General features: G+C 74.1%; 25 protein-coding genes. 6 read left to right on the top strand and 19 right to left on the bottom strand.

The genetic code is table 11. The features are described 5' to 3' along the window. Positions 1 to 48 precede the first annotated feature (48 nt). Entirely contained in the window at positions 49 to 996 is a 948-nt protein-coding gene (locus AB0H28_RS05655; RefSeq protein WP_358034704.1) for a TIGR01777 family oxidoreductase, read from the top strand. A gap of 201 nt (positions 997 to 1197) precedes the next feature. Here the strand turns inward: AB0H28_RS05655 and AB0H28_RS05650 are convergent, their stop codons facing one another. After that, positions 1198 to 2211 carry a cupin-like domain-containing protein gene (locus tag AB0H28_RS05650; protein WP_358034702.1) on the bottom strand — a complete coding sequence of 338 codons (1014 nt, stop codon included), beginning with the start codon at positions 2209 to 2211 and terminating at the stop codon, positions 1198 to 1200. After that, entirely contained in the window at positions 2208 to 2381 is a 174-nt protein-coding gene (locus AB0H28_RS05645) for a hypothetical protein (protein WP_358034700.1), read from the bottom strand. The genes AB0H28_RS05650 and AB0H28_RS05645 overlap by 4 nt, the downstream gene beginning before the upstream one ends. Before the next feature lie 206 nt (positions 2382 to 2587). Here AB0H28_RS05645 and AB0H28_RS05640 point away from each other — a divergent pair, with 206 nt between their 5' ends. The 4 genes from AB0H28_RS05640 to AB0H28_RS05625 all read left to right on the top strand — a co-directional run bounded on the left by AB0H28_RS05640 (position 2588) and on the right by AB0H28_RS05625 (position 8456). After that, a complete protein-coding gene (locus AB0H28_RS05640; protein ID WP_358034697.1) occupies positions 2588 to 5725 on the top strand; it encodes a hypothetical protein in 3138 nt (1045 codons plus the stop codon). Positions 5726 to 5824: 99 nt separating this feature from the next. Next, a complete protein-coding gene (locus tag AB0H28_RS05635; protein ID WP_358034695.1) occupies positions 5825 to 6664 on the top strand; it encodes a hypothetical protein in 840 nt (279 codons plus the stop codon). Then, entirely contained in the window at positions 6589 to 7776 is a 1188-nt protein-coding gene (locus AB0H28_RS05630) for a sensor histidine kinase (RefSeq protein WP_358034693.1), read from the top strand. The genes AB0H28_RS05635 and AB0H28_RS05630 overlap by 76 nt, the downstream gene beginning before the upstream one ends. Beyond that, positions 7773 to 8456 (top strand): response regulator transcription factor, encoded by a 684-nt coding sequence (locus AB0H28_RS05625; RefSeq protein WP_358034690.1) that lies wholly within the window; start codon positions 7773 to 7775, stop codon positions 8454 to 8456. Before AB0H28_RS05630 ends, AB0H28_RS05625 begins: the two co-directional genes overlap by 4 nt. Positions 8457 to 8498: 42 nt before the next feature. On the opposite strand, the gene AB0H28_RS05620 is transcribed toward AB0H28_RS05625, so the two are convergent. The 13 genes from AB0H28_RS05620 to AB0H28_RS05560 all read right to left on the bottom strand — a co-directional run bounded on the left by AB0H28_RS05620 (position 8499) and on the right by AB0H28_RS05560 (position 19161). After that, positions 8499 to 8882, bottom strand: a complete 384-nt coding sequence (locus AB0H28_RS05620; protein ID WP_358035158.1) for a hypothetical protein — start codon at positions 8880 to 8882, stop codon at positions 8499 to 8501. Between the two features lie 65 nt (positions 8883 to 8947). Then, a complete protein-coding gene (locus tag AB0H28_RS05615) occupies positions 8948 to 9415 on the bottom strand; it encodes a RidA family protein (protein ID WP_358034688.1) in 468 nt (155 codons plus the stop codon). Beyond that, on the bottom strand, positions 9412 to 10143 hold the full coding sequence (locus tag AB0H28_RS05610; RefSeq protein WP_358034685.1) for a fumarylacetoacetate hydrolase family protein: 732 nt from the start codon (positions 10141 to 10143) through the stop codon (positions 9412 to 9414). The genes AB0H28_RS05615 and AB0H28_RS05610 overlap by 4 nt, the downstream gene beginning before the upstream one ends. Then, complete coding sequence (dmpG, locus tag AB0H28_RS05605) at positions 10140 to 11168, bottom strand: 4-hydroxy-2-oxovalerate aldolase (protein WP_358034682.1); 1029 nt, start codon at positions 11166 to 11168, stop codon at positions 10140 to 10142. Before dmpG ends, AB0H28_RS05610 begins: the two co-directional genes overlap by 4 nt. Then, on the bottom strand, positions 11165 to 12100 hold the full coding sequence (locus AB0H28_RS05600) for an acetaldehyde dehydrogenase (acetylating) (protein ID WP_358034679.1): 936 nt from the start codon (positions 12098 to 12100) through the stop codon (positions 11165 to 11167). The genes dmpG and AB0H28_RS05600 overlap by 4 nt, the downstream gene beginning before the upstream one ends. Then, complete coding sequence (locus tag AB0H28_RS05595; RefSeq protein WP_358034676.1) at positions 12097 to 12891, bottom strand: fumarylacetoacetate hydrolase family protein; 795 nt, start codon at positions 12889 to 12891, stop codon at positions 12097 to 12099. Before AB0H28_RS05595 ends, AB0H28_RS05600 begins: the two co-directional genes overlap by 4 nt. Next, positions 12888 to 14399 carry a 2-hydroxymuconic semialdehyde dehydrogenase gene (locus AB0H28_RS05590; protein WP_358034673.1) on the bottom strand — a complete coding sequence of 504 codons (1512 nt, stop codon included), beginning with the start codon at positions 14397 to 14399 and terminating at the stop codon, positions 12888 to 12890. Before AB0H28_RS05590 ends, AB0H28_RS05595 begins: the two co-directional genes overlap by 4 nt. 15 nt (positions 14400 to 14414) lie before the next feature. Next, positions 14415 to 14681 (bottom strand): EutN/CcmL family microcompartment protein, encoded by a 267-nt coding sequence (locus AB0H28_RS05585; protein WP_358034670.1) that lies wholly within the window; start codon positions 14679 to 14681, stop codon positions 14415 to 14417. Beyond that, positions 14681 to 15007: a BMC domain-containing protein gene (locus AB0H28_RS05580; protein WP_358034667.1), complete on the bottom strand. Its 327-nt coding sequence runs from the start codon at positions 15005 to 15007 to the stop codon at positions 14681 to 14683. Before AB0H28_RS05580 ends, AB0H28_RS05585 begins: the two co-directional genes overlap by 1 nt. A 22-nt stretch (positions 15008 to 15029) precedes the next feature. Continuing rightward, entirely contained in the window at positions 15030 to 15320 is a 291-nt protein-coding gene (locus AB0H28_RS05575) for a BMC domain-containing protein (protein ID WP_018783793.1), read from the bottom strand. Between the two features lie 10 nt (positions 15321 to 15330). Continuing rightward, a complete protein-coding gene (locus AB0H28_RS05570) occupies positions 15331 to 16170 on the bottom strand; it encodes a 2-amino-5-chlorophenol 1,6-dioxygenase subunit alpha (RefSeq protein WP_358034664.1) in 840 nt (279 codons plus the stop codon). Further along, positions 16163 to 17146 carry a tRNA U-34 5-methylaminomethyl-2-thiouridine biosynthesis protein gene (locus AB0H28_RS05565; protein ID WP_358034662.1) on the bottom strand — a complete coding sequence of 328 codons (984 nt, stop codon included), beginning with the start codon at positions 17144 to 17146 and terminating at the stop codon, positions 16163 to 16165. Before AB0H28_RS05565 ends, AB0H28_RS05570 begins: the two co-directional genes overlap by 8 nt. Beyond that, positions 17143 to 19161 carry a hydantoinase B/oxoprolinase family protein gene (locus AB0H28_RS05560; RefSeq protein WP_358034660.1) on the bottom strand — a complete coding sequence of 673 codons (2019 nt, stop codon included), beginning with the start codon at positions 19159 to 19161 and terminating at the stop codon, positions 17143 to 17145. Before AB0H28_RS05560 ends, AB0H28_RS05565 begins: the two co-directional genes overlap by 4 nt. A 103-nt stretch (positions 19162 to 19264) precedes the next feature. Here AB0H28_RS05560 and AB0H28_RS05555 point away from each other — a divergent pair, with 103 nt between their 5' ends. Then, a complete protein-coding gene (locus tag AB0H28_RS05555; RefSeq protein ID WP_358034657.1) occupies positions 19265 to 20089 on the top strand; it encodes an IclR family transcriptional regulator in 825 nt (274 codons plus the stop codon). 5 nt (positions 20090 to 20094) lie between these two features. On the opposite strand, the gene AB0H28_RS05550 is transcribed toward AB0H28_RS05555, so the two are convergent. The 4 genes from AB0H28_RS05550 to AB0H28_RS05535 are packed head-to-tail and all read right to left on the bottom strand — an operon-like array spanning position 20095 to position 25377. Next, on the bottom strand, positions 20095 to 21714 hold the full coding sequence (locus AB0H28_RS05550) for a thiamine pyrophosphate-binding protein (protein ID WP_358034655.1): 1620 nt from the start codon (positions 21712 to 21714) through the stop codon (positions 20095 to 20097). Then, positions 21711 to 22460: an enoyl-CoA hydratase/isomerase family protein gene (locus AB0H28_RS05545; protein ID WP_358034653.1), complete on the bottom strand. Its 750-nt coding sequence runs from the start codon at positions 22458 to 22460 to the stop codon at positions 21711 to 21713. The genes AB0H28_RS05550 and AB0H28_RS05545 overlap by 4 nt, the downstream gene beginning before the upstream one ends. Continuing rightward, on the bottom strand, positions 22457 to 23815 hold the full coding sequence (gene purB, locus AB0H28_RS05540; RefSeq protein WP_358034651.1) for an adenylosuccinate lyase: 1359 nt from the start codon (positions 23813 to 23815) through the stop codon (positions 22457 to 22459). The genes AB0H28_RS05545 and purB overlap by 4 nt, the downstream gene beginning before the upstream one ends. Next, positions 23815 to 25377 carry a class I adenylate-forming enzyme family protein gene (locus tag AB0H28_RS05535; protein WP_358034649.1) on the bottom strand — a complete coding sequence of 521 codons (1563 nt, stop codon included), beginning with the start codon at positions 25375 to 25377 and terminating at the stop codon, positions 23815 to 23817. The genes purB and AB0H28_RS05535 overlap by 1 nt, the downstream gene beginning before the upstream one ends. Positions 25378 to 25381: the final 4 nt, after the last annotated feature.

The following is a 25381-nucleotide window of genomic DNA, read 5'->3' as shown; positions in this document are numbered from 1 at the left end:
AGGCTCACCACGGAGTTGAACGTGTTCAAGTGAGGCCGGTGAGATGTCGTGCGGATCGTCATTGCCGGTGGCACCGGGCAGGTCGGCACGATCCTGGATCGGGCGTTGACCGCCGAGGGCCACGACGTCGTGCTGTTGACGCGCTCTCCCCGGGGTGAGCGCCAGGTCCACTGGGACGGCGTCACACTCGGCGACTGGGCCAGGTCGATCAGCGGCAGCGACGTCGTCATCAACCTGGCCGGACGCAGCGTGAGCTGTCGGTACACCGCGGCGAACCTGGACGCCATGATGCGCTCGCGGGTGGAGTCGACGCGGGTCGTCGGCGAGGCCGTCGCCCGCGCCGCCCGACCTCCCAGGGTGTGGTTGCAGATGAGCACCGCGACCATCTACGCGCACCGGTTCGACGCGGCCAACGACGAGCACGCCGGTCTGATCGGCGGCGACGAACCCGGCGTGCCCGGCTACTGGTCCTACAGCGTCGCGATCGCCCGCAACTGGGAGGCCGCGCAGGAACGGGCCGCGACGCCCGGCACGCGCAAGGTGGCGCTGCGGTCGGCCATGGTGATGAGCCCCGACCGCGGGGGCGTGTTCGACGTGCTGAGCCGGCTGGCGCGACTCGGGCTCGGCGGACCGGTCGCGGGTGGCCGGCAGTACGTCTCGTGGATCCACGACCAGGACTTCGTCCGCGCCGTCCGGTTCCTGATCGAACGCGACGACCTCGCCGGGGCGGTCAACCTCGCCGCGCCGAACCCGTTGCCGCAGCGGGAGTTCATGCGGGACCTCCGGTCGGCCTGGCGGGTTCCGATCGGCCTGCCGGCCACCGGGTGGATGGCCGAGGTCGGCGCGTTCGCCATCGGATCCGACACCGAACTGCTGGTGAAGAGCCGGCGGGTCACCCCGGGACGGCTCGCCGACGCCGGCTTCACCTTCGCCCACCCCCGGTGGCGGAGCGCGGCCGGGGATCTGGTGACGCGGCGTCGCCGCGCCGGCGGCTGAACGGGACTCCCCCGGGACCATTCCGGTGACGCCGGTGGCGGGTTCCGCGATGATGTCCCGCATGCACGAGGTCGAGGCGATGCGCTCGGCGAGCCGTCCACCGCTTCACCTGCCGCGTGGGCGGCGGCGGGCGCCGACGTGGACCGCGACCTCGTGCGCCGCTGGTGGTCGTTGCGGTCGGGCGCGGGGAGCCCCGGTCCCTCACTCCCCCGCCCTGGCCGCGGGCGGGGTGGCCATCCGGTGGTTCTGCCCCGGCACCCGGAAGTGGTGGAACGTGACCGTGGCGCTGAGGTCGAGCGCGTGCACCCAGTGCCACCAACCGACCGGGACGAGCAGCATCTGCCCCGGTTCGAGGACGACCTCCAGCACGGTGGCCTCGGCGTAGCGCGGATGGCGGTCGAGGTCCGGCCGGGCCGCGTCCACCGCGCTGAAGGTCCCGCCCCGGGGATAGACCAGGTGCCGCTGGTACGACGGGACCAGCCGGACGTGTTTGCGGCCGAGCACCTGGCAGAGCAGCACCGTGCTGTTGTCGACGTGCAGCGGGGTCACCGTGCCGGCGGGGCCGAGCAGCAGGTGCCCCCCACCGGCGGGGTCGACGAGGTCACTCGGTGGGCGCACGTCCCGGGCGAGCGGGCGCAGCGCCCCGGTCCAGTTCTCGTTGCGGGGCACCATGTAGTAGTCGTTGGTGCGGGCGCCGGAGCCGAGCATCGCCAGGTAGTCGCGGAACGGCGTGCTGGTGCGGTGCCGGTCGTACTGCCAGGCGTGCTCGGGGTTGGCGTCCCGGCCGGTCATCACCTCGACCAGAGCGTCCGGGCACCGGCGGGCCATCTCGTCGAGCGTCCAGTGCCGTGCCGGCCAGTCGGTCATCAGCCCGTCGAGCACGACCGGGCGGTTGGCGTAGTAGTAGCGGCCGAAGAACTCCGCCGCGGTGAGGTCGGCACGCCGGTCCACCTCGCGACCGCCGTCGTCGTCGCGCAGCACCCGGTAGGTGTCGAGCACCGACTCCATCCAGTCGTAGCGCAGCGCGAGCCGCCGGCAGACGGCGAAGTACGGGTGGGCGGCCAACGCCGCCAGCTCGGCGTCGACGGCGTCGGCGTCCGCGCCGCCGGCCACGGCCGCCGCGCGGGCCTGTTCGGTGGCGATGCCCATCGCCAGGTTCTCGGCGAGCCACTCCCGCCAGGCGGGAAGCAGGCCCGGCGCGGCGGCCACGGTCACCGGACGACCGCCAGGCGGACCGGCTCGGACGGCCGGGCCGACGGTACGGCCTTCTCCGGGCCGACGCCGGCCGGCAGCGGGGTGAGCCGGGGTGCCCGGGTGTACTCGGAGCAGTTGACGTAGGAGCTCTTCACGTGGGCCGGGATGTGGTCCGGCGAGGTGTCGGTCATGCCGGGCAGTCAACCGGCGCGGCGTCCCGGTCCACCAGGGACACCGGTCCCGGCCGGGTCGGGACGTGGCGTCGCACCGCACGGTGGGGGTCAGGTGTCCCGTCGGCGCGGGGACATCCACCCCTGGCCGGCGGGACGGGCCCGGACGCAGGCTGCGCTGCGCGTCCACCGGCCCGGTGGACGCGGAGTGATCCGGAGGAATTCCTGTGGGTGTGATGCTGTGGGCTCCCCGCCGCCGAGGGCGGTTCAGAGCGCTTGTCGCCGCGATCGTGGCGGCGGTGGTGGTCGTGTCGCCGACGCCGGCCGTGGCGGCGGAGACCGTCGACTTCGAGTCGACGAGGTTCCACGACGGCGTGTTCGCCGCGTACCTGCGGGCGCACAACGGTGGCGTCGCGGGGCTGAAGAACCTGGTGCTCACCGCGGAGCTGCTGGACTGGCGGGACCGCAACCCCGGCGCGTCCCGCGACGACGTGGTGCGGCACCTGGTCGCCACGCGGCAGGCGGTGAACGCGGCGGGCGTCTCCGACACCACCGCCCGCACCACGTACGCCACCATGATCAAGGTGATCGACGCGCTGTCCGGCATCCCCGGGGTCAGCATCGGCGCACCGATGGTCAAGGGCCTGCTGGACGCCACCGTCGGTGGCACGATCACCGCCTCGGCCGAGGTCGAGGACGCGGTGACCAGCGCCTACCAGAACTACCGCTGGATGGATGCGCTCTACGCGCAGCAGGAGCGTGCCTGGGGTCAGCTCACCCGGGCGGCGGCGCAGGACGGCGACCTCGCGGCGGCCTGGGACGGGGAGATCGGCGCGCAGCTCAACGTGCGCGCCACCGCGACCACCGAGCAGTTGCTGGCCGACCCGCTGCTCGCCTCGTTCGTCAACACCGAGGCGATCCTGGAGCACCTCGGCAACGAGCAGGCGTACCTGGCGGCGCTGCGCACGCAGTTGACCGGGGCGCTGGAAAAGGTCGCCGAGCAGAACTCGCAGATCATCGACAAGCTGGCCGCCGCCGACCTGAAGTATCCGGTCGGCCCCGGCCCGAAGCCGACGCCGCAGGACTACACCGCCGCCCTGGCCGAGGCCGCCGGCCGGCAGGTGGCGATCGACGCCGCCGACTCCGCGGTGACCATCCTGGCCACGCTCGCCGGGTTCGCCGACGCCAAGGCCGGCAAGGAGGTGCTGGCGATCGGCAAGGCCGCGGTCGGCATCGCCACCGCGATCAACAAGTACCTGCCCACGGTGGCCGGGCTCAGCCTCAGCGACGCGATCGGGTCGCTGAGCACCGTGGTGCTCACCGGCAACGTGCTCGGCGCGGTGATGACCCTGCTGCCGATGTTCATGGGTTCCGGCCCGAGCGAGCACGAGCTGGTGATGCAGGAGATCGGCAAGCTGCGCGAGCAGGTCGGCGAGCTGCGCGCCGAGATGCACGAGCGGTTCGACCGGGTGGAGGCGATGCTCTCGGCGATCTACGACGACGTCATGTCGGTGCTGCTGCGGATGCGGGACGACATCGGCGAGGTGATGCGGGACATCGACGCGATCAAGCACCAGATCTACGGCCTGGAGACCAAGGTCGACCAGCTCAGCCTCTCCATGCACGAGGCGTTGAAGAAGAGCGCGCTCAGCGACGCCGAGTACGTCATCAACACCTACGTCGGCTACCGGGCGCGCACCGGGCGTACCCTCTCGGTGGCCCAGTACGACGAGACGGAGGGGCGGCTGTTCACCGCGGCCACCTCCACCGCGGCCGGCGCGCCCTTCGTCCTCACCCCGGCCGAGTGGTCGCAGTCCACTGTCGACCCGGTGCGGGTGCTCGACGAGAAGACCCCCTACGGCGCCGTCGACTACCTGTCCTACCTGGCCCGCACCTGGGACCCGACGTATCCGGCGACCACGAGGACCCCGCACGCCGGGGTCTGGACGATGTCGACCCGGCCGTTCACCGCGCTGGCGCTGGAGAACCCGACGCTGGCCGGGGACATGACCGGCGACGACTCGTTCGCCGCCCGGATCGGCCGCTCCGGCCAGCAGATCCTGGACGCGAGCAGCCGGTTCAGCCGGCCCACCGCGGACGGGCACCGCAACGCGCTGTTCACCGGCCTGGTGGACAGCTACAAGACCGCGGTCAACGCCCAGTCCGCAGAGCTGCGCAAGCTGCGCGACACGGTGACCGGCGGCGGCTACAACCCGTGGTACGGGCCGGACCAGATGCCGCCGACCCGGCTGAGCAACAGCCGCTCGTACTGGACCGCCGGCGGGCAGCGGACCTACAACGAGAACGACACGATGCCCAGTTGCGACGGCCTGCTGCCGAAGGTGCGCATCCCCACGAACGTGCGGCTCGCCGACCTGCCCAGCGCGTTCCAACTGCTCGCCCACGGCACGAAGGAGCGGTTCGAGCCGCACTTCCGGATCTGCTACGACGCCGAGCTGATCAACTGGACGAGCGCCACCCAGCCGACCCGCGAGATCAGCAAGGCCGACCTCCGGTTGACCGTGCACGCGCAGATGAGCGTCGACCAGAGCGACTTCTGGATGGACGTGCGGACCTGGCGCAACACGAAGAGCGCCGGCATCGTCTGCTCCTGGACCACCCGGGACAATCCGCCCGTCGGCTACTGCCACGACGAGGTCTACTACATGACCTACAACGAGGAGGCGCACCTGACCGCGTTCGAGGCGGGCGCCGGCTCGGCCGACAACCCCGAGCGGCTGACCATCGCCCGCCGGCTGGCCGACCGGATGCTGTGGGGCAAGCAGAAGGAGTACTACCAGGTGGTCAACCGCAAGTTCGCCGACCCGACCTCCGATCTGCGGTCCGCCGGCGGGAAGGTCACCGAGGCGTTCCGACTGCTCCAGGCGTACACCAAGCTCGGTTTCCCGGTGGCGCTGGACTCCGACGCCTCGCTCAGCGGCTATCTGCTTGGCGGCAACCTGCTGCCGAGCGACCACCGCCTCCCGGGCGCGCCGGTCGGGCGGGAACTGCCGGACACCCACATCGGCCGGGCGTACACCGTCGCCGAGGCCGACTACGCACCCTGCACCCAGGCCGCGCCCGGCGACCCGTGCCCCGAGGCGATGTCGGAGATCGACCCGCGGGTCGGGCAGGCGCCGGTCTTCGGGCCGTCGTGCTCGGGCGCGGACAGCCCCGGCTCACCCAACGAGTACCTGGGCAACTGCGTCCACGCGGTCGCCATCGAACGGGCCGGCCAGTTGGCCGCGCTCTACGAGACGTACTCGCAGCGGCTCGCCGGTGACGTCTACCGGGAGCGGCTGCCCGACGTCGCCGCCGTGGTCGACCAACTGAAGGTCAGCGGCAAGGCGGTCGCGCAGAGCTGACCCGCGGGTGGCGGGCCGGTCGCACCGGCCGGCCCGCCACCGGCGCACACCGTTCCGGTGATCCCGTCGGGGCCGCCGGACTGACACAGTGGACCCGACATGTCGAACGTATCCCGGGGGCGGCGAGCGGCCGGATGGGCCGTGCTCGCCCTGACCGGCCTGCTCAGCGTCGGCGCGGTCGCCGCCTGGTCGGTGGCCACTCCCCCGTTCACCGCCACCGGGCTCTACTCCCTCGTCGACCTGCTCGACGGCATCGTCTACGGCGCCGTCGCCTGGCTGCTGCTGACCCGGCAGCGCACCGGCAGCCGGCTGCCCGGCGCGATCGCCTGCGCGGCGGCGGTGGGCAGCGCGCTGTCCGCGTTCGCCGCTCAGTGGCAGCTCGCCGTCGGCGGGCCGCCGGTCCTGTCCGCCCTGCACGGGTCGGCCTGGATACCCGGGCTGTACGCGCTGGTCGTGGTGATGCCCTGGCTGCTGCCGGACCGGCCGCTCGGGCGCCTCGACCGGCTCGCCGCCGCCACCGGAGCCGGCTACGTGACGGTGACGTTCGCCGCCGCCGTCACCGGGCCGCCGCCGCTGGGTGTGCTGCCGCTGGCACCCGAGCTGCGCGAGGTCCGGGCCGCGCTGCTGCGACCGCTGGCACCCGTGCTGCCGTACCCGCTGGTCGGGCTCGGCCTGCTGGCCTGCGCCGGGCTGGCCTGGCGGTGGCGGCGGGGCCCGGCGGCGCAGCGTCACGGCCTCGGCTGGGCGACCGCCGGCAGCACGCTGCTCACCCTCGCCTTCCTCACCACCCTCCTGCCACCTGTCGTCCCGGCGGCGGCGCCCGCGCTGCTGATGCTTTCTCCCAGGCGTTCTTTCCCGCCGCGGTGGCGGTGGTGGTGCTGCGCCAGCAACTGTGGGGGCTGCGGCTGGCCGTGCGCCGCACCCTCGTCTGGTATCTGATGACCGCCGGAGTGATCGCCGCCTACTGCGCCGCGGTGGCCCTGCTCGACCGGCTGCTGCCGCGCGCCCTGCCGCTGCCGCAGCTCGTCGTGACCGGCGTGCTGGCGGCGGCCTTCCAGCCGGTCCGGCAGGCGGTGCAGCGGCGGGTGGACCGGCTGGTGCACGGCGAGGCGCCCGAGCCGCTGCTGCACCGGGTGGTGCACAGCGTCGGCAGCACCGCCGACCTCGGCGCGACCGTCGCCGCCGCGCTCCGGCTGGCCGAGGTGCGGGTCACCGAGGACGGGCCGCAGCCACCGCCGCGCGACCACGGTCCGCCGGTCACCGTGCCGCTGACCAGCGGTGACCGGCTGGTCGGCCACCTGCACGCCTGGCCGCGACCCGGCGAGTTGCTCGGCGGGCGGGCCCGCGAGTCGCTCGCCGTTCTCGCCCCGGTGGTCGCCGCCGTGGTGGACCTCGCCGGCACCAACCGGGACCTGGCCCGATCCCGGCAACGGCTGGCGGAGGTACGCGACGAGGAGCGCCGCTCGCTGCGCCGGGACCTGCACGACGGCCTCGGCCCGGCGCTCAGCGGCATCGGGTTGGGCCTGGCCGCCACCCGCAACCTGCTGCGCCGCGACCCGGACCGGGCGGAGCACCTGCTGGACCGGCTGACCGAGGAGCTGACCACCCGCGCGGCGGAGGTCCGGGAACTGGCCCACGGCCTGCTGCCGCCGGTGCTCGCCGACGGTGGTCTCGGTCCCGCCCTGGATCTGCTCCGCGACCAGTACGCCCGCGCCGGCCTGCGGGTGGTGCTGCACGGACCGGCCACCCTGGACCCGCTGCCGGAGCCGATCGCCACGGCCGCCTACGGGGTCGCCGCCGAGGCGATCCGCAACGTGCAGCGGCACGCCGGGGTGGACCGGTGCACGGTGTCGCTGGACCGGCGACCCGACCTGCTGCGCGTCACCGTCACCGACGAGGGCCGGGGCGTACCGGCCGAGCCCACCAGCCCCGGCGTCGGGCTGCACGCCATGCGGGAACGGGCACAGGCGGTGGGCGCGTCCCTGACCGTCGGCCCGGCCGGCGACCGCGGCACCACCGTCTGCCTGACCATCCCCCTGGAGCAGCCGTGAGCGACACCCCGATCCGCGTCGTCGTGGTCGACGACCACCCGGTCTTCCGGCTCGGCATGGGCGCGCTGCTCGACACGCTGCCGGGCATCGAGTGCGTCGGCGAGGCCGCCGACGCCGCCGACGCGCTGGCCCTCGTCGCCCGGGTACGCCCCGACGTGGTGCTGATGGACCTGCACCTCGGCGAGGGCTCCGGGATCGAGGCCACCCGGCTGCTGCGCCGCGACCACCCCGCGGTGCGGGTCCTGGTGGTGAGCATGCTCAACGACGACGCCTCACTCGTCGCCGCGCTCCGCGCCGGGGCCCGCGGTTACGTGCTGAAGGGCGCCTCGGCCGCCGACGTGGAACGCGGCATCCGCGGCGTGGCCGGCGGCGACCTGATCCTCGGCGGCCCGCTCGCCGACCGCGCCGGCGCGCTGTTCGGCGTGCGCGCGGACGCGCCGTTCCCCGAGCTCACCGACCGGGAACGGGAGATCCTCGGCCTGCTCGCCCGGGGCCTGGCCAACCCGCTGATCGCGCACCGGCTCGGGTTGAGCGCCAAGACGGTACGCAACAACGTCTCGGCCATCCTGGTCAAACTGCACCTGGGCAGCCGCGCCGAAGCCATCGCGGCGGCCCGGGACCACGGCCTCGGCGCACCCAGCGCGGCCGAGGCGCCCCCGGTCACCGATCGGCGCTGGTGACCGACCGGCGCCCTCCCGCCCCGGCATGCCACCGCGCGCCGGTCAGCCGTCCGGGGTGAACAGACCCTGGACGCCGACCACGATCGCGATGAGGCCGAAGACGGCCAGCAGCAGGCGGACGCCGGTGGCCCGGTCGGGCTGCTCGGCGCGGGCCGCCGGTCGCCCGGTCAGCCGGCTCCACAGCAGGGCGAGGCCGACACCCACGCCGACCACCTCGAAGTGGAACACCTGAGGGCCGGACACCAGGTGGACGATGAGGTAGTAGCCGCCGGTCACGAGCGCCACCAGGCCGACGACCCAGGCGATCGGGGCGGCCCGGTCGGCGAGCCGGCTGAGGTCGTCGCCGACCCGCGGCAGCAGTCGCAGCAGTGCGGCGGCGAGCAGGAATCCGCCGACGATGTTGGCGAGGTCGAGCAGTAGCGCCATGATCACGAGCAGTCTCCTCGGGCCGGGGAACCGGACCGTGGGAGCGTACCCACGACCCGGCTCCGTCAACCCCGGCCGGCCGGGCCGGCGCGACCTCGCCCCACCGCCTGGATCTCGATGAGCAGGTGCGGGTGCGGCAGCTGGTGCACCGCGACGGTGGTGCGGGTCGGGCCGGTCTCGTCGAAGTACTCGGCGTACACCTCGTTGTAGCCGCCGAAGTCGTTCATGCTCACCAGGTAGGTGGTGACCTGGACCAGGTCGGCGAGGTCGGCGTCGACCGAGCGCAGGATGTCGCGGATGTTGTCGAGGACGGCGCGGGTCTGCGCGCGGATGTCGAGATCGGTGACGCCCATCGCGTCCACCCGGGCGCCGGCGATGGTGTCGTCCGGCCGGCGGCTGGACGTGCCGGACACGAAGATCAGGTCGCCGGCCACCGTGACGTGCGGGAACCGACCGCGCGGTGTGGCCAGGCCGGGCACCACCCCGCCGTGACCGCTCGTGCCGCCCCTGGCCGGCTCGCCGCGCCCGGTCACGACGCGACCCGCAGGGACGCCGTGCCGAGCTTCTCGACGGTGACCCGGACGTGCGTGCCGGGCCGCAGCGCGACGGCGGCGGTGGCCGCGCCGGCGAGCAGGACCGAGCCGTCGACCAGTTCCACGCCACCGACGCCGGCGAGGCGGACCGCCTCGGGCAGCGCCCGCCGGGGATCGCCGAGGATGGCCGCCGTCGACCCGATCTGGACGGCGCGTCCGTCGACCTCCAGCAGCACGCCGAGGTTGTCGATCCCGGTCGGCACCGGCTGCCAGGCGCCGAGCACGAAGCGGCTCGCCGAGGTGTTGTCGGCGACGACCTCGGGCAGCGTGAAGCGGAAGTCGACGTACCGGGAGTCGATGACCTCGATCGCCGGGGCGACCGCCGCGACGGCGCCGCCCTCGACGAGGAAGGCGACCTCCGGCTCCGCCTTCGGGTGGAGGTGGTCGGCGAGCCGGAGCGTGCCGCCGTCGGGAACGCGCATGGCGTCGGTGAGGCGACCCCAGATGACCTCGTCGACGCCCATCTGCGCCATCTTGGCCCGGCTGGTCAGCCCCAACTTCAACCCGACGAGGCGTTCGCCACGGGCCAACCGGTGGGCGACCACGGCCTCCTGCACCCGGTAGGCGGTGGGCACGTCCAGGCCGGCGTCGGCGCCGAACTGCCCGACCGCGACCCGGCCGGTCGCCGCGGCGTCGAGACGCGCGGCGAGTTGGTCGACGGCGGTCATCGGTCCCCTCCGGTGCGGGTGGTGTCGCCGGCCAGGTCGAGGGCGACGTCGACGATCATGTCCTCCTGCCCGCCGACCATCCGGCGGCGGCCGAGTTCGACGAGGATCGAGCGGACGTCCACGCCGTAGCGCTCCGACGCCCGCTCGGCGTGCCGCAGGAAGCTGGAGTAGACCCCCGCGTAGCCGAGCGTCAGCGTCTCCCGGTCCACCCGGACCGGCCGGTCCTGCAACGGCCGCACCAGGTCGTCGGCGGCGTCCATCAACGCGAACACGTCGCAGCCGTGGTCCCAGCCGTGCAGTTCGGCGACGGCGACGAACACCTCCAGGGGCGTGTTCCCGGCGCCCGCGCCGTGCCCGGCCAGGCTGGCGTCGACCCGGACGGTGCCGTGTTCGACCGCCGCCACGCTGTTCGCCACCCCGAGGGACAGGTTGTGGTGCGCGTGGATGCCGATCTGCGTGGCCGGGTCGAGGACCTGACGGTAGGCGTCGACCCGCTCGGCGACGTCCCGGGTCAGCAGCCGGCCGCCGGAGTCGGTGACGTAGACGCAGTGCGCGCCGTAGGACTCCATCAGCTTCGCCTGCTCGGCCAGGGCCGCCGGCCCGGTCATGTGCGCCATCATCAGGAACCCCGACACGTCCATGCCGTTGTCGCGCGCCCACCCGATGTGCTGCGCGGAGATGTCCGCCTCGGTGCAGTGCGTGGCGATCCGCACGCTCGTCACGCCGAGGTCGCGGGCGGCCCTCAGGTCGGCGATGGTGCCGATGCCGGGCAGCAGGAGCGTGGTCAGCCGGGCGGTGGTGACCGCCTGCGCCGCCGCCGCGATCCAGTCCGCGTCGGAGGCGGCGCCGTGCCCGTAGTTCACGCTCGAACCGGCCAGGCCGTCGCCGTGCGCGACCTCGATCGCGGCGACGCCGGCCGCGTCGAGCGCGGCGGCGATCGACCGGACCTGGTCGACGGTGAACCGGTGGCGCACCGCGTGCATGCCGTCGCGCAACGTCACGTCCTGCACGTACAACCCGGTCATGCCGGCACCTCCCGCTCGGCGTGTCGGGCGACCATCCGCTCCGCCGTGCGCAGCGCGGCCGACGTCATGATGTCCAGGTTGCCGGCGTACGCCGGCAGGTAGTGCCCGGCCCCGGACACCTCCAGGAACACCGACACCTGAACCCCGGTGAACCGGCCGCCGAGCGCCGGCACGTGGGTGTCCACGGGGTCGAACTGCACCCGCTGCTTGAGCCGGTAGCCGGGCACGTACCCGGCGACGTCGGCGACCATCGCCTCGACCGACGCCGCGACGGCCGCCCGGTCGACGTCCGGGTCGGGGCACAGGCAGTAGACGGTGTCCCGCATCAGCAACGGCGGTTCCGCCGGGTTCAGCACGATGATCGCCTTGCCGGCGCGGGCGCCGCCGACGACCTCGATCGCCCGCGCCGTGGTCTCGGTGAACTCGTCGATGTTCGCCCGGGTGCCCGGGCCCGCCGAGCGCGACGCGATCGACGCGACGATCTCCGCGTACCGCACGGGTGTCACCCGGCCGACCGCGGCGACCACGGGTACTGTCGCCTGACCGCCGCAGGTCACCATGTTCACGTTCGGCTCGTCCAGGTGCTCGGCCAGGTTCACCGGCGGCACCACGTACGGGCCGACCGCGGCCGGGGTCAGGTCCACCACCAGCCGGCCGTGCTCGCGCAGCAGCGTGGCGTGCCGGCGGTGCGCCCCCGCCGACGTCGCGTCGAACACCACCGCCACGTCGGCGAACTCCGGCATCGCCAGCAGCCCGTCGATCCCGTCGGCGGTGGTGGCCACCCCGAGCCGGCGGGCCCGCGCGAGGCCGTCGGAAGCGGGGTCGACGCCGACCATCGCCACCATCCGCAGCGACTCCGACAACCGCAGCACCTTGATCATCAGATCGGTGCCGATGTTCCCCGACCCGATCACCGCCACACCCGTGCTCACCGGTGCACCTCCGCACTGAAACAGACCCGGACCGAACCCAGACCGGAGATACGTGCCTCGTAGGCCGCGCCGGCGGTGACCGGCACCATCGGCCCGAGTGCCCCGGACAGCACCACGTCACCGGCGACGAGCGGGGTGCCCGCGGCGGCCAGCCGCCGCGCCAGCCACACGACCGCGTGCACGGGATGGCCGAGACAGGCCGCGCCGGCGCCGACCGACACCGGCTCCCCCGCGTGTTCGAGCACCATCCCGGCCAGCCGGAGGTCGACCTGCGACAGCGTGCGCGGCCGGTCGCCGAGCACGAACAGACCGGAGGAGGCGTTGTCGGCGACCGTGTCCACGATGGAGATGTCCCAGTCCGCGATCCGGGAGTCCACCACCTCGATCGCCGGCAGGACGTGGTCGGTCGCCCGGATCACGTCGACGACGGTCGGCTGCGCGAACGGCAGGTCCGCGCCGAGCACGAACGCGACCTCGGCCTCCACCCGGGGCTGCACCAGCCGGCCGAGGTCGATCTCGTCGCCGTCCGGGACCGCCATGTCCGCGTACAGCACCCCGAAGTCCGGCTGGTGGACGCCGAACGCCGCCTGCACCGCCCGCGACGTCAGGCCGATCTTCGCGCCGACCCGCCGCCGGCCGGCGGCCTCCCACGCGGCGACCTGCGCCCGCTGCACCTGGTACGCCGCGTCGACGTCACCGACCGGCAGCAGGTCACCGCGCAGCGGCGCGACGGGCTGCCCGGTCTCGTGGGCGGCGCGCAGCAGGCCTGCGGCCCGCCCGACGGCACTCATGACAGGTCCACGCAGACGTTCGTCAGTTCCGAGTAGAAGTTCAGCGAGTGCACGCCGCCCTCCCGGCCGACACCTGACGCCTTCACCCCGCCGAACGGGGTGCGCAGGTCCCGCAGGAACCACGTGTTCACCCACACGATCCCGGCGTCCAGCCGGGCGCCGGCCCGGTGCGCCCGACCGACGTCCCGGGTCCACACGGTGCCGGCGAGCCCGTACTCGCTGTCGTTGGCCAGCGCGAACGCCTCGTCCTCGTCGTCGAACGGCGCCACGTGGCAGACCGGGCCGAAGACCTCCTCCCGGTTGATCCGGGCGGTGGGCGCCAGGCCGGTCAACACGGTCGGCTGGACGTAGGCGCCGCCGTCGCGGGCGTCGCCGAACCGGGGTACGCCGCCACCGGCGAGCACCGTCGCGCCCTCGGCGCGGGCCAGGTCGTAGTAGCCGCGCACCTTGTCTCGGTGCTGGTGCGAGATCAGCGGCATGTTCACCGTCGCCTCGTCGGCGGGCCAGCCGAACGTCAACTCGTCGGCCCGCTTCGCCAGCCGGGCGGTGAACTCGTCGAACACCTGCCGGTGCACGAACAGCCGCTCGGTGCACAGGCAGACCTGACCGCCGTTGGTGAACGACGACCGGACCGAGCCCTCGACCGCGGCGTCGAGATCCGCGTCCGCGAAGACCAGGCCGGCGTTCTTGCCGCCCAGTTCGAACGACACCGCCTTCACCCCGTCGGCCGCCGCCCGCATGATCGCCGCGCCGGTCGCCGACTCACCGGTGAAGGTGACCGCGTCCACCCCGGGGTGCCGGGTCAGGAACTCCCCCGCCGAGCCCGGCCCGAACCCGTGCACCACGTTGAAGACCCCGTCCGGCACGCCCGCCGCCGCCATCACCTCCGCGAGCAGCGTGGCCGACGACGGCGTCTCCTCCGACGGCTTCACCACCACCGTGTTGCCGCAGGCGAGCGCCGGCGCGACCTTCCACGTCAGCAGCAGCAGCGGCAGGTTCCACGGCACGATCACCGCGACCACCCCGACCGGCTTGCGGACCGCGTAGTTCAGCGCCCGCCCGCCGGTCGGGGTCGCGGTGGTGAACGACTCCGTCGGCGCGGTCGACACGATCTCGGCGAAGGCCCGGAAGTTCGCCGCGCCGCGCGGGACGTCGAGCGTCCGGGCCTGCGAGATCGACTTGCCGGTGTCGCCGACCTCGGCCGCCACCAGGTCGGCGAACCGGCGTTCCAGTTCGTCGGCGACCCGGTACAGCACCGCGGCGCGGTCCCGCTCCCCCATCCGGCCCCACGGCCCGCGCAACGCCGAGCGCGCCGCGGCCACCGCGGCGTCCACCGTCGACTCGTCGGCCTCGGCGACGTGGCGGATGGTCTCGCCGGTGACCGGCGAGACCTTGGCGAAGCGGGTGCCGGACGTGTCGAACTCGCCGTCGACGAAGTTCGGCAGCACGGTCGGCTCGCCGGCCGGCCGGCCGGCGAGCAGGCTCGGGGACCAGAGCCCGTCGGTCATCAGGTGCACCTCTCGTCAGGCGGTGGTGGGCGCGGAGTCGGTGGCGTCCGGGTCGGCGATCAGGGCGACGACCGCGGCGTCGACGGTGCTCTCGCCGGCCACCGCGGCGGCTGCCTCGTCGGTGACGACCAGCACGGTCGTGCCGACGCCGACGTTCAGCGGGTCGACGGCGACCAGGTCGGGGCCGTCGGGCCGGACCCGGACCAGGACGAGCCGCCGGCCCTGCAGCGGGGCCAGGATGCGGTCCGCCCACACCTTGCCGACGACCTCGCCGAGCACCATCAGCCTTCTCCGCGCAGGGCGGCCATGACCTCGCGGATCCGGGCGGTCTCCGGGCCGTCGAGCAGCGCCGCGGTGGTCGGGTGCGGCTTGGGGTAGACCTGCGAGCTGCGCAGTTCGCCGTGGGCCTTGACGGCGGCCTCGCCGGCCGAGACGGCCTGCCGCACGGCGGCGAGGGTGCCGCGTACGGCGACGGCGAGGTAGCCGCTGGTGACCCGCTCGACGCCGACGCACCTGACGTCGGCGGTCTTGATCATGGCTTCGATGCCCGCCGAGAGAGCCACGATGCCGCGGGTCTCGACGATTCCGATCGCGATGTCTGAGGACATGTCTGGTGCTCCTGTCCGGAAGTCAGTTGCCGACGAGTTGGGGGTCGGCCGCCAGCGCGCTGACGGCGTCGCAGGGACTGGCGAAGACGATCGAGCGCACCGAGCGGCTCTTGGCCCGCGCGGTCTCCTCGCCGATGTCGACGGCCTCCTCGACGGTGGCGAGGTCACCGCGCACGGCGACGGCGACGATGCCGCCGCCGAGCCGGACGACCTTGGTCACCTCGACCTCGGTGGCCTTCACCATCGCGTCGACGGCGTCGAAGACGGGGGTGAAGCCTTCGGCCTCGACGAAGCCCACGGCCATGTTCCGCATGGTCTCTCCTCTAGTGATGGTCGGTCAGGTTCCAGGACAGGACGGCGCCGCCGGTGCCCCAGATCGGGCCGTAGGCGTGCAGGTGGGCCGGGCCGGCGGTCGCGTCCGCGCCGGCGGCGAAGGCCAGCGCCCGGAACTGGCTGTCGGCCTGCGCCTGCCGGGCGAAGTCCTCCCGCACGGCGAGCGCCTCGTCGACCTTGCCGGCGGTGAGCAGGTCGAGAATCCGGGTGTTCCACTGCTCGTGGCCGGGTGCGCCGATGCGGTCCTGGCCGGGCTCGATCCACTCCTGGAGGAGCCCGGAGGACATGCCGGTCACGACGACGACGGCGGCGCGCAGGCCGGCGTCGCGGGCGGCGGCGGCACCGGCCCGGCCGACCTCGGCGAGGGTCTCGGCGTCGGCGTAGAGGTTGCAGGAGACCTGCGCCCAGCGCAGCTTCCGCTCCGGGTCGAGCAGCGCGGAGGTGACGATGGTGCCGGCGTCGATCGGGAACCCCTCGTAGCGGGTCCGCCGGGCCTGCAACCCGCCGGCCTGCACCCGGTCGGCCCAGCGTTCGGTGAACTCGACGTCGAACCGCAGGTCGTAGTCGAGCAGGCCGTAGTCGTAGGCGTACCAGTTCTCGTCGACGTGCTGGCCGCGCGGGTTGCTGTCGCACTGGAACTGGTGCCCGAGGACGGTGAACCACTGGGTCGACAGCAGCAGCACCACGTCCGGGTCGAGGCGGCGCAGCCGGGCGCCGACGTCGCGGGCCCCGTCGGCGAGCGCCGACCAGCTCGGCGCCGGGTCGTCGGCGAGCAGGTGCGGCATGCCGGGCAGCAGCGCCCCGGCGACGATCCCGGTCCGGTCAGCCATGGTGGCTCCCCTCGGGCAGCCACTCCACCACCGCGTTGCCGGTGCCGATGATCGTGCCGTAGCCGAGCACGTCGCCGGCCACCTTCGGCCAGCCCATCGCGGCGAGCATCCAGGTGAGGCTGCCGGCCTTGGTCTCCGAGGCGGTCGCCTCGATGTGTTCGACGATGAGTTCGCGCAGCGGCGCGGTGGGTCCGCGCCGGATCGCCTCCAGCAGCTTCATGTCCCACCGGTACTGGTGGTTGTTGTACGGGTGCTCCCGCTCCATGTCCTCGGGCAGCGCGGGTTCCTCGTGCCAGTGCAGGTGCGACAGCGAGTTGGAGGCGAGCAGCACGGCCCGCCGGCCAGTCGCCTCGACGGCCCGCCGGGTGGCCTCGCCCAGCACCTCCATCTCCGCCAGCGACGCGTCGGAGTAGAAGTAGGGGTTGTTGTTCGCCGACAGCGACACCACCGGGATGTCCCAGGCCGGGTTCGCCAGGTGCAGGGCGCCGATGGTGGCGTAGTCGACGCGCACCCGGGGGTCCCGCATCGTGCTCGTGACCAGCCCGAGCCCGCTGGCCTCCGCGGCGATCGCCTCGCCGAGTTCGACGTCGCTGCGGAAGTCGTAGCGGTAGCGGAACAGGTGCGGGAAGATCGGCTCGACGGAGATGCCGCGCGGGTTCGGCACGCAGTTGACGTGGTGGCCGACCATGGTGATCCAGTGCGGGGCGTGCACGATGAGCACGTCCGGCTTGTGCACCTCGCGGATGCGGGCCCGCAACCGCTCGTACGCCCAACGCAGCGTCTCCCACCCGCCGGTGGAGCGGGGCTCGTTCTGCGGCGGGTTCTCCGCGTAGATCAGGTGTGGGGGGTGCGGGCTGAGACAGCCGGCGACGATGCCGCAGCGGGGCGGCGCGGTGGTGGTCGGTTGCGGGACCCGGGGGGCGGTGGTGACGCCGCCGCGGGCCGGTGCCAGCGGCACCCGGAACACCTTGCTCATGACTGTCCTTCCCCGGCGAGCACCCGCACGTAGGACCGGTCGTGCGGGGCGGTGCCGAGAATCTGGAGCCCGTCGTGGTCGAGGGCGAGTTCGTCCGCGGCCAGGGCCGCGTCGTGCCGGATCCAGGCCCGCAGCGGGGCCGGGTGTCCACCGTGAACCTCGACGAGGGTGTCCTCGGCGAAGCCGCTGGCGGGAGCCACGTACGCCAGCCGCCGCTGCCCGCGCCGGCCGGTGTAGGCCGGGTGGGCGGTGACCGTGGTGCGCAGCCAACGCCGTTCCTCGCGTAGCCGGTGCCGGCAGGCGGCGGTCGCGGTCGCGTCGACGGAGCCGGCCGGGTCGAGCACGACGCCGTAGCGCCGCTCGGCCTCGGCGGCGGTCAGGTATTCCTGGGCCACATCCTCGGCGACGTCCGCCGGCAGCCGTTCCAGCGGGTCGCCCCAGCCGCCGCCGCCGGCCGACTCCATCACCAGCACGTCGCCGGCGCGCATCGGGAAGCCGGCGACCTTGCCGGGGGTGGCGAAGTCGACGCGCTCGCCGTCGGGCCGGCGGATGTGGGTCACGGTGGGCGCGCCCGGGCCGCCGTGCCGCAGTCCGTACGGCGGGACGGTGGTCCGGTCGGTCTGCACCGAGTACGCGCCGCCGCTGGCCAGCAGCCGGGTCTCCCGGCGGCTGCCGAGCCCGCCCCGGCGTACGCCGTCGCCGCCGGACCCGGCGCGCAGCTCGCACGCCTCGACGAGGATCGGGATCTCGGTCTCCAGCCGTTCGACGGACTGGATGGTGGAGATGTCGCCGAGGTCGACGGGGTTCATCGCGCTGGGCCCGTCGGATTCGAGGAACCCGCCGTTGCCGCCCGCCGGGTAGTCGTAGTAAAGGTAGGGCCGTCCGGTGTGCTCGTCGACGCCGCCGATGAGGTTCTGGAAGGTGGTGCCGAACTGGTCGGCGGCGATGAGGTCGGGCGCGACCTGGCTGAGGGCGGCCATGACGGCCGAGATGACCCGCTTGCGGACCTCGCTGTGCGCGTTGGCCGGGGCCGGATAGCTGACGTGCGCGACGGTGCCCGGTTCGGTGCGCACCCGCAGCGGCCGGAACGCGCCGTGGTTGACCAGGCCGCCGGGGTCCAGCGCCGACTTGACCGCGATGAAGACGCCCGCGACGGTCATCGCGCGGGAGGAGTTCACCACGGCCGCCACCTGCTTCGACGAGCCGCGGAAGTCGGCCTCGATCTCGTCGCCGTCGACGGTGAGCCGGCACCGGACGATGGCGGCGTCGTAGTGCCCGTCGGTGTAGAGGTCGAGGTAGTCCTCGTAGCGGTAGGTGCCGTCGGGCAGCGCCCGGATCATGTCGCGCAGCCGCTGCTCGGTGCGGTCCATGTTGGCGGCGACGGATTCGCCGATCAGGTCGGCGCCGTGGCGGGCGACGAGTTCGCGCAGCCGCCGTTCGGCGGTGTGGCAGGCGGCGATGCTGGATTCGAGGTCGCCGCGGCGTTCCTCGGCCATCCGCACGTTGGCGAAGACGATGTCGAACGCGGCCCGGTTGGGCCGGCCCTGTTCGATCAGCCTGATCGGCGGGATCCGCAGCCCTTCCTGGAGGATCTCGGTGGCCTGGCCGGAGACGCTGCCCGGGGTCATGCCGCCGATGTCCGCCCAGTGCATGCGCACGCAGGGGAAGAGGAAGAGCTTCCCGTCGACGAAGACCGGGCTGATCAGGGTCACGTCGTTGAGGTGGCTGCCGCCGCGGTAGGGGTCGTTGACGAGATAGAGGTCGCCGGGGCGCATCTCGTCGGCGAAGTCGGCGAAGATCTCGGCGACCGAGGCCGGCATGGCGATGACGTGACCGGGCATGTCCCGGCCCTGGGCGACCATCTGCCCCTGCGGGTCGAACAGCGCGCAGGAGAAGTCCTGCGCGTCGGCGATCACCGGCGAGTGCGCCGTGCGGAAGATCGTCTGTCGCATCTCCCGGACGATCGAGATGAGACCTTCGGTGACGACTTCCAGGTCGATCGGGTTCACAGTCATGCGGATGCCTCACTGGTTCCGGTTCGATCCCGGGCGGGCTGGACCATATTGTGGTCCTAGAGTTATATTATGAAACCTAGCAACCGAGAAGGTGGGAAGCAAGATGTCGTACGCCACTGACGCCGGCCCCGACGCCGGGCCGGTCCCCCGCGAGTCCGGCACGCAGGCGCTGGACCGCGCGCTCAGCGTGCTGCTCGCCTTCCGCGGGCCCGAGGCCGAACGCAAGGTCAGCGACGTCAGCCGGGAACTCGGCCTGCACAAGTCGACCGCCAGCCGGCTGTTCCGCGCGCTGGCCGACGCCGGCTTCCTGCACCGCAACGAGGAGAACGGGAACTACCGGCTCGGGGTCACCGTCTTCGAGCTCGGCGCGCGTTACCTCGCCGGCCTCGACCTGCACACCCTCGCCCGTCCCCTGGTGCACCGGCTGGCCGAGGAGGAGGGCGAGAGCGTCAACCTGTCGGTCCGGGAGGGCCTCGACGCGATCTCCCTCCACGTGGTGCAGGGCACCCGCAACCTCCAGCTCGTCTCCCGGCTCGGCCGGCGCATCCCGCTGTGGTGCAGCGCCGCCGGCAAGGCGTTGCTGATCGACTTTGACGACGCGGCGCTGCGGGCCATGCTGGCCACCGCCCCGTTCACCGCCCTGACCGCCAACACCATCACCGACCTCGACACGTTCGTGAACCGGATGGCGACCGTCCGGCAACAGGGCTGGGCGCTCAACGACCAGGAGAGCGAGGAGGGGCTGCGGGTCGTCGCCGCGCCGGTCCGCGACCGGCACGGCCGGGTCACCGGCGCGATCAGCGTCTCCGGCCCGATCTTCCGGCTCGACGAGGCCCGGGTGGCGGAACTGGCCGCGGCGGCCCGACGGACCGCCGACGAGCTGTCCCGCCAGCTCGGCCACGGCCTCGGCAACGTCTGGGGCGACTGAGGCGGTCAAAACTTCTCCTGCACCACGTCGGGGCGGACCCGCACGTGCAGCACCGCCGGCCCGGTCAGCGGCAGCACCTCGTCGAAGGCCGCCCGCGCGCCCGCGGCGTCGGTGACCGTCCACGCCGGCAGCCCGAGCGCGCGGGCCACCGCCGCCAGGTCCCGTTCGGGGAAGCGTGCCAGCCCCGGGTCCACCCCGCGCGGGGCCAGCTTGCGCACCTCCGCGCCGTAGGCTGCGTCGTCCAGCAGCACCAGCAGCACCGGTGCGTCGACCCGGGCCAGGGTGTCCAGCTCGCCGAGCCCGGTGAGCAGGCTGCCGTCGCCCTCGAAGGCGACCACCGGCCGGTCCGGCCGGCCCACGGCGGCGCCCACCGCGAACGGCAGCCCGACGCCGATGCTGCCGAACTCCCACGGCGCGAGGAACGACCGGTCGGTCGCGGCCGAGTCGAGCAGCAGGTTGGGCCAGCCGCCGAAGTGACCGACGCCGACCACGGTGGTCCGCTCGCGCGGCAGACGCTCGGCGCAGATCCGGATGAACTCCCGGGGGTCGATCCGGCCCGCGGTGGACTCCACGGCCAGACCGGCGAACGGGTCGGCGGTCGCCAGCTCCGCGGCCAACTCCGGGCTACGCCAGTGCGGCCGGCGCACCGGCGCCAGCGCCGCCGACACCGCCCGCGCCGTCTCCCCCGCGTCGCCGACCACCCCGGCGGTCACCGGCCAGCGCGCCCCGATCGCCGCCGGGTCCACGTCCACGCCGACCACCACCGCGTCCGCGAAGAACGCGCCGTGGTCGGCGGTCCACCGGTTGAGCCCGGCGCCGAACGTCACGACCAGGTCCGCCCCGGCCAGGGTCCGCCGGGTCAGCGGCCGGGACAGCCCGCCGGCCACCCCGAGGTCGTACGGGTGCCCGGTGAACAGCCCGGCGGCCATCAACGTGGTGGCGAGCACGGCCCCGGCCCGGTCGGCGAGTTCCCGGATCGCGGCGGCGGCCGGTTCGGCGCCCCGGCCGGCGAGCAGCACCGGGCGGCGCGCCGACCGCAGCCGTCGCGCCAGCGCCTCGACGTCGGCGGGGTTTGGCAGGAGCGGTCGCGGCGCGCGGGGCACCGCCGGCGCGGCGACCGGCGGGCCGGGCGGCACCGGCGCGTCGGCGAGGTCGATCGGGAGGTTCAGCACGACCGGGCCGGGCCGCTCGCGGGCCGTCCGGAAAGCCGACCCGACGTCGCGTACGGCGGTCGACGCGGCGGCCACCGGCACGAACGCCCCCGCGGTCGCCAGCGCGTACGGCTGCTGGTCGAAGTGCTGCACGTGCAGCGGGTCGCCGGGCGGGGTGTCCCCGGCGACCAGGACCAGCGGCGTGCGGGCCTGCCGGGCGATGGTCAACGCCGAGCCGGCCACCGCCAGCCCCGGCCCCTGGGTGACCGTGGCGACCGCGCACCGGCCGGTGCTGCGGGCGTACCCGTCGGCCATCATCACCGCGGCGTTCTCGTTGCGGGCCGCGACGAACCGCACGCCGTGCCGGTCGACCAGGTCGGCGACGAGGAACATGTTGGCGTCGCCGAGCAGGCCGAACACGGTGTCGACGCCGTGCGCGACGAGGGCGTCGGCGACCGCCTCGAAGACCTTCACCGCGCACCCCCGTCCAGGTAGTCCCCCGGTGGGCGCAGCGCCACGCTCAACGCGCCCAGGTAGGAGTCGTTGGCCGCCGCGTCGAACCGCGGGCCGGCGAGCCGGGCGGCCCGCTTGGTCATCGAGCGGCCGACCGCCGAGGTGGCGAGCAGCCGGTCGGTGAGGCCGGCGACGGCGTCCGGCAGCCCGTCGGCGTCGACCACGCCGGTGACCAGGCGCAGGTCCAGCAGGTCGGCGGGCTCGACCCGCTCGCCGAGCAGCAACCAGCGCTTGGCCAAGTCGGCGCCGACCAGGTCGGCGAGGATCGCCATCCCGCTCCAGGTCAGCGGGATGCCGAAGGTCACCTCGGGGAAGGTGAGGAACGTGCTGTCGGCGGCCACCCGCAGGTCGCTGGCGAGTCCGAGCACCGCGCCCGAGCCGATCGCCGGCCCGTTGAAGGCCGCGACGGTGGTCTGTTCCAGCCGATACCACCGTTCCACGAGTTCGGCGGTGCGCCGCTGCACGTGCATGGTGGTGCCGGCGTCGAGACCGGCCAGCTCCCGCAGGTCGGTGCCGGCGCAGAACGCCGTCCCCGCGCCGGTGAGCACCACCACCTCGACCGTGCGGTCGCGGCCGAGTTCGTGCAGCACGTCCTCGAACCGGGCGAGCATGGCGAGGTCGAAGCTGTTGCGCCGGGACGGCCGGTGCAGGGTCACCCGGGCCAGTCGCCCGGAGCGGTGCAGCAGCACGGACTGGTCAGTGGTCATGGCGACTCCGAGGTCAGAAGGGCCCGGTCGACGAGCGCGGCGGCGTGGCCGACGTACGACAGCGGATCGAGCAGCCCGGCCAGGTCGCCGCCGGGCAGCGCGGCGGCCACCTGCGGGTCGGCGCGCAGCACCTCGGCGAACGGCCGGTTCTGCTCCAGGCTGTCGCGGACGACGCGCATCACCAGGTGGTGGGCCTGTTCCCGGCCGAGCGGCCCGGCGAGGCGGAGCATGACCGCCTCGGAGAGCACCAGCCCGCCGGTGAGGTCCAGGTTGGTGCGCATCCGGTCCGGGTTGACGCCGAGGTCGCCGAAGACCTCGACCAGGCGCTCCAGCGCGCCGCCGACGAGGATGAAGCACTCCGGCAGCAGCTTCCACAGCGTCATGCCGACGCCCATGTCGCGGTCGTCCTGGGCGACCATGGTCTGCAACGCCAGCGGCACCTGCGCGCGCAGCGTGCCGGCGGCGGCGATCACCGCCTCGCAGCGGATCGGGTTGCGCTTGTGCGGCATGGTGCTGCTGCCGACCTGGGTGGCCCGCTGCGGCTCGTACGCCTCACCGACTTCGGTGCGCCCGAGGAAGTAGACCTCCCGGGCCAGTTTCTCGGCGCTGGCGGCGACCAGACCGAGGACCATCAGGCACTCGGCGAACCGGTCCGACGTGGCGTGCCACGGGGTGTCCGCGACGCCGAGGCCGAGTTCGTCGGCCACCGCGCGTTCCAGGGCGAACGCCTGCGGGCCGTAGCCGGCCATCGTGCCGGCGGCCCCACCCATGCTGGTCACCAGCAGCCGGGCGCGCATCTGGGCCAACCGGGCCCGGTGCCGTTGCAGCTCGCTCTGCCACACCGCGCAACGCAGCCCGAACGTGGTCGGCAGCGCCTGCTGGCCGTGGGTGCGGGCCGGCATCGCGGTGGCGCGGTGCCGCAGCGCCAGCCGGCGCAGCACGCGCACCAGCTCGTCGACCTGGCGCGCGACGATGTCCAGGCCGGCCCGGGCCCGCAGCACGAACCCGGTGTCCATCACGTCCTGGGTGGTCGCGCCCAGGTGGACGTAGCGGCCGGCGTCGCCGGCGCACGCGGCGGTCAGCGCCCGGACCAGCGGCACCAGCGGGTGCACGGTGTCCGCGGCGTCGGCGGCGAGCACCGCCGTGTCGAGCCGGTCGAGCCGGGCCGCGTCGGTGATGGCCCGGGCGGCGGTCGACGGGATGACGCCGAGGCCGGCCTGGGCCCGCGCCAGGGCCGCCTCGACGTCGAGCCAGGCCTGCATGAGCTGGCGGTCGTTGAACACGCCACGCATCTCCGTGTTGCCGAAGAAGCTGGTCACGGTCAACGAGTCCAGGAAGCACGAGCCGAGTTGCATCAGCGCTCCTCCCCACCGGTGAGCAGGCCGAGCGCGGCACGCCTGTCGACCTTGCCGGACGGCAGCAACGGCAGCCCCGGCACCGCGCGGATCAGCGTCGGCACCTTGTGCCGGGCCAGCCGGGCGGCGGCGGTCGCGGTGAGCCGGCCGGGATCGGCCTCGGCGCCCGCGGCGACCACGACCAGGGCGCCTACCTCCTCGCCCCAGCGCGGCGACGGCACGCCGAGCACACACGCCTGGGCGACGGCCGGATCGTCGAGCAGCGCCGCCTCCACCTCGGCCGGGCTGACGTTCTCGCCGCCCCGGATGATCAGTTCCTTGACCCGCCCGGTGAGGGTGAGGACCCGCTCGCCGTCGAGCGCGCCCAGGTCGCCGGTGCGCAACCAGCCGTCGTCGGTGAGCGCGGCCCGGGTGGCGACCGGGTCGTCGAGGTAGCCGGCAGTCACCGACTCGCCGCGCACCAGCAGTTCGCCCGGCTGCCCGGTGGGCAGTGCGGTGCGGGTGCCGGGCGCGACGACGACCGCGCACAGGCCCGGCACGACCCGGCCGACGGTGCCGCCGGGCGGCCCGCAGCTTCCGTCGCCGGGGTCGACGCTTATCGTCGGCCCGGCCTCGGTCTGCCCGTAGATCACCGCCACCCGGTCGAGCCCGAACACCCGCCGGGTCCGGGCGAGCAGCGCCGGGGCGCACGTGGCGCCGCCGACGAAGCCGACCCGCAGCGAGGACAGGTCGAAGCGGTCCGGCTCCGCCTGCACGGTGTCGGCGAGCATCGCCGCCATCGTCGGCACGGCCTGGAGCACCGTGCACCGGTGCCGGGCGATCTGGGTTAGCACCGGCTCGGACCGGAACCGGCGGGCTGACACCCACAGCGCGCCGGTGACCAGGGCCAGCACGGCGCCGCTGCCGAGCCCGGCCGCGTGCGCCAGGGGCAGCGGCGAGGCGATGCGGTCGTCGGCGCCGAGTCGGGCGGCCTCGGCGGTCCACCGCGCGTTGGTGATCAGGTTGCGGGCGCTGAGCGAGACCATCTTGGCCGGGCCGGTCGAGCCGGAGGTGAACTGGATGTTCAACGTCGCGTCGGGATGTCCGGCCGGAGCCGGCACGGAACCGGTCCAGCCGCGCAGCCCGGCCAGGTCGTCACCGAACGCGTGCCAGCCGTCCGGGCGGACGTCCGGCGGCAACCCGGCGACCGCCCGGGCGGCGGTGGCCCGGCCGTCGCGCTCGCGCACCCGCTCGGCGACGAAGAGCCGGCGGGGGCGGCTGCGGGCCAGTGCCGCGGTGAGTTCCGCGGCGGTCAGGCCGGGGTGCAGGGTCACCAGCGCGGCGCCCCGCCACGCGGCGGCGGCCAGCAGGACCAGCCAGCCGAGCCCGTTCTCGGCCCACACCGCGACCCGGTCACCGGGACCGATCCCGAGCGCGGCCAGCACCGACGCCCCCCGGCCGGCGAGGTCGGCGAACCCGCCGGCCGACAGCGGCCGGTCGCACTCGTCGAAGGCGTACAACGGACGGTCCGGTTCCCGGGCGGCGCGGTCCAGGACGGTGGCGTCGAAGGCGGGCGGGATCACCGGA

It is taken from the genome of Micromonospora sp. NPDC050980 (genome assembly GCF_040653835.1).
Lineage (GTDB): Bacteria > Actinomycetota > Actinomycetes > Mycobacteriales > Micromonosporaceae > Micromonospora.
This window is presented reverse-complemented; position numbering and strand designations above follow the sequence as displayed.

Excerpts from the sequence above, each read along its gene's own strand:
- AB0H28_RS05620 (WP_358035158.1), bottom strand. The coding sequence starts at position 8,882 with ATGGCGCTACTGCTCGACCTCGCCAACATCGTCGGCGGATTCCTGCTC.
- AB0H28_RS05585 (WP_358034670.1), bottom strand. The coding sequence starts at position 14,681 with ATGGTGCTCGGCGAGGTCGTCGGCAAGGTGTGGGCGGACCGCATCCTG.
- AB0H28_RS05635 (WP_358034695.1), top strand. The coding sequence starts at position 5,825 with ATGTCGAACGTATCCCGGGGGCGGCGAGCGGCCGGATGGGCCGTGCTC.
- AB0H28_RS05610 (WP_358034685.1), bottom strand. The coding sequence starts at position 10,143 with ATGACCGCCGTCGACCAACTCGCCGCGCGTCTCGACGCCGCGGCGACC.
- AB0H28_RS05545 (WP_358034653.1), bottom strand. The coding sequence starts at position 22,460 with ATGACCACTGACCAGTCCGTGCTGCTGCACCGCTCCGGGCGACTGGCC.
- AB0H28_RS05555 (WP_358034657.1), top strand. The coding sequence starts at position 19,265 with ATGTCGTACGCCACTGACGCCGGCCCCGACGCCGGGCCGGTCCCCCGC.
- AB0H28_RS05595 (WP_358034676.1), bottom strand. The coding sequence starts at position 12,891 with ATGAGTGCCGTCGGGCGGGCCGCAGGCCTGCTGCGCGCCGCCCACGAG.
- AB0H28_RS05580 (WP_358034667.1), bottom strand. The coding sequence starts at position 15,007 with ATGTCCTCAGACATCGCGATCGGAATCGTCGAGACCCGCGGCATCGTG.
- AB0H28_RS05645 (WP_358034700.1), bottom strand. The coding sequence starts at position 2,381 with ATGACCGACACCTCGCCGGACCACATCCCGGCCCACGTGAAGAGCTCC.
- AB0H28_RS05560 (WP_358034660.1), bottom strand. The coding sequence starts at position 19,161 with ATGACTGTGAACCCGATCGACCTGGAAGTCGTCACCGAAGGTCTCATC.
- AB0H28_RS05570 (WP_358034664.1), bottom strand. The coding sequence starts at position 16,170 with ATGGCTGACCGGACCGGGATCGTCGCCGGGGCGCTGCTGCCCGGCATG.
- purB (WP_358034651.1), bottom strand. The coding sequence starts at position 23,815 with ATGCAACTCGGCTCGTGCTTCCTGGACTCGTTGACCGTGACCAGCTTC.
- AB0H28_RS05575 (WP_018783793.1), bottom strand. The coding sequence starts at position 15,320 with ATGCGGAACATGGCCGTGGGCTTCGTCGAGGCCGAAGGCTTCACCCCC.
- AB0H28_RS05565 (WP_358034662.1), bottom strand. The coding sequence starts at position 17,146 with ATGAGCAAGGTGTTCCGGGTGCCGCTGGCACCGGCCCGCGGCGGCGTC.
- dmpG (WP_358034682.1), bottom strand. The coding sequence starts at position 11,168 with ATGACCGGGTTGTACGTGCAGGACGTGACGTTGCGCGACGGCATGCAC.
- AB0H28_RS05590 (WP_358034673.1), bottom strand. The coding sequence starts at position 14,399 with ATGACCGACGGGCTCTGGTCCCCGAGCCTGCTCGCCGGCCGGCCGGCC.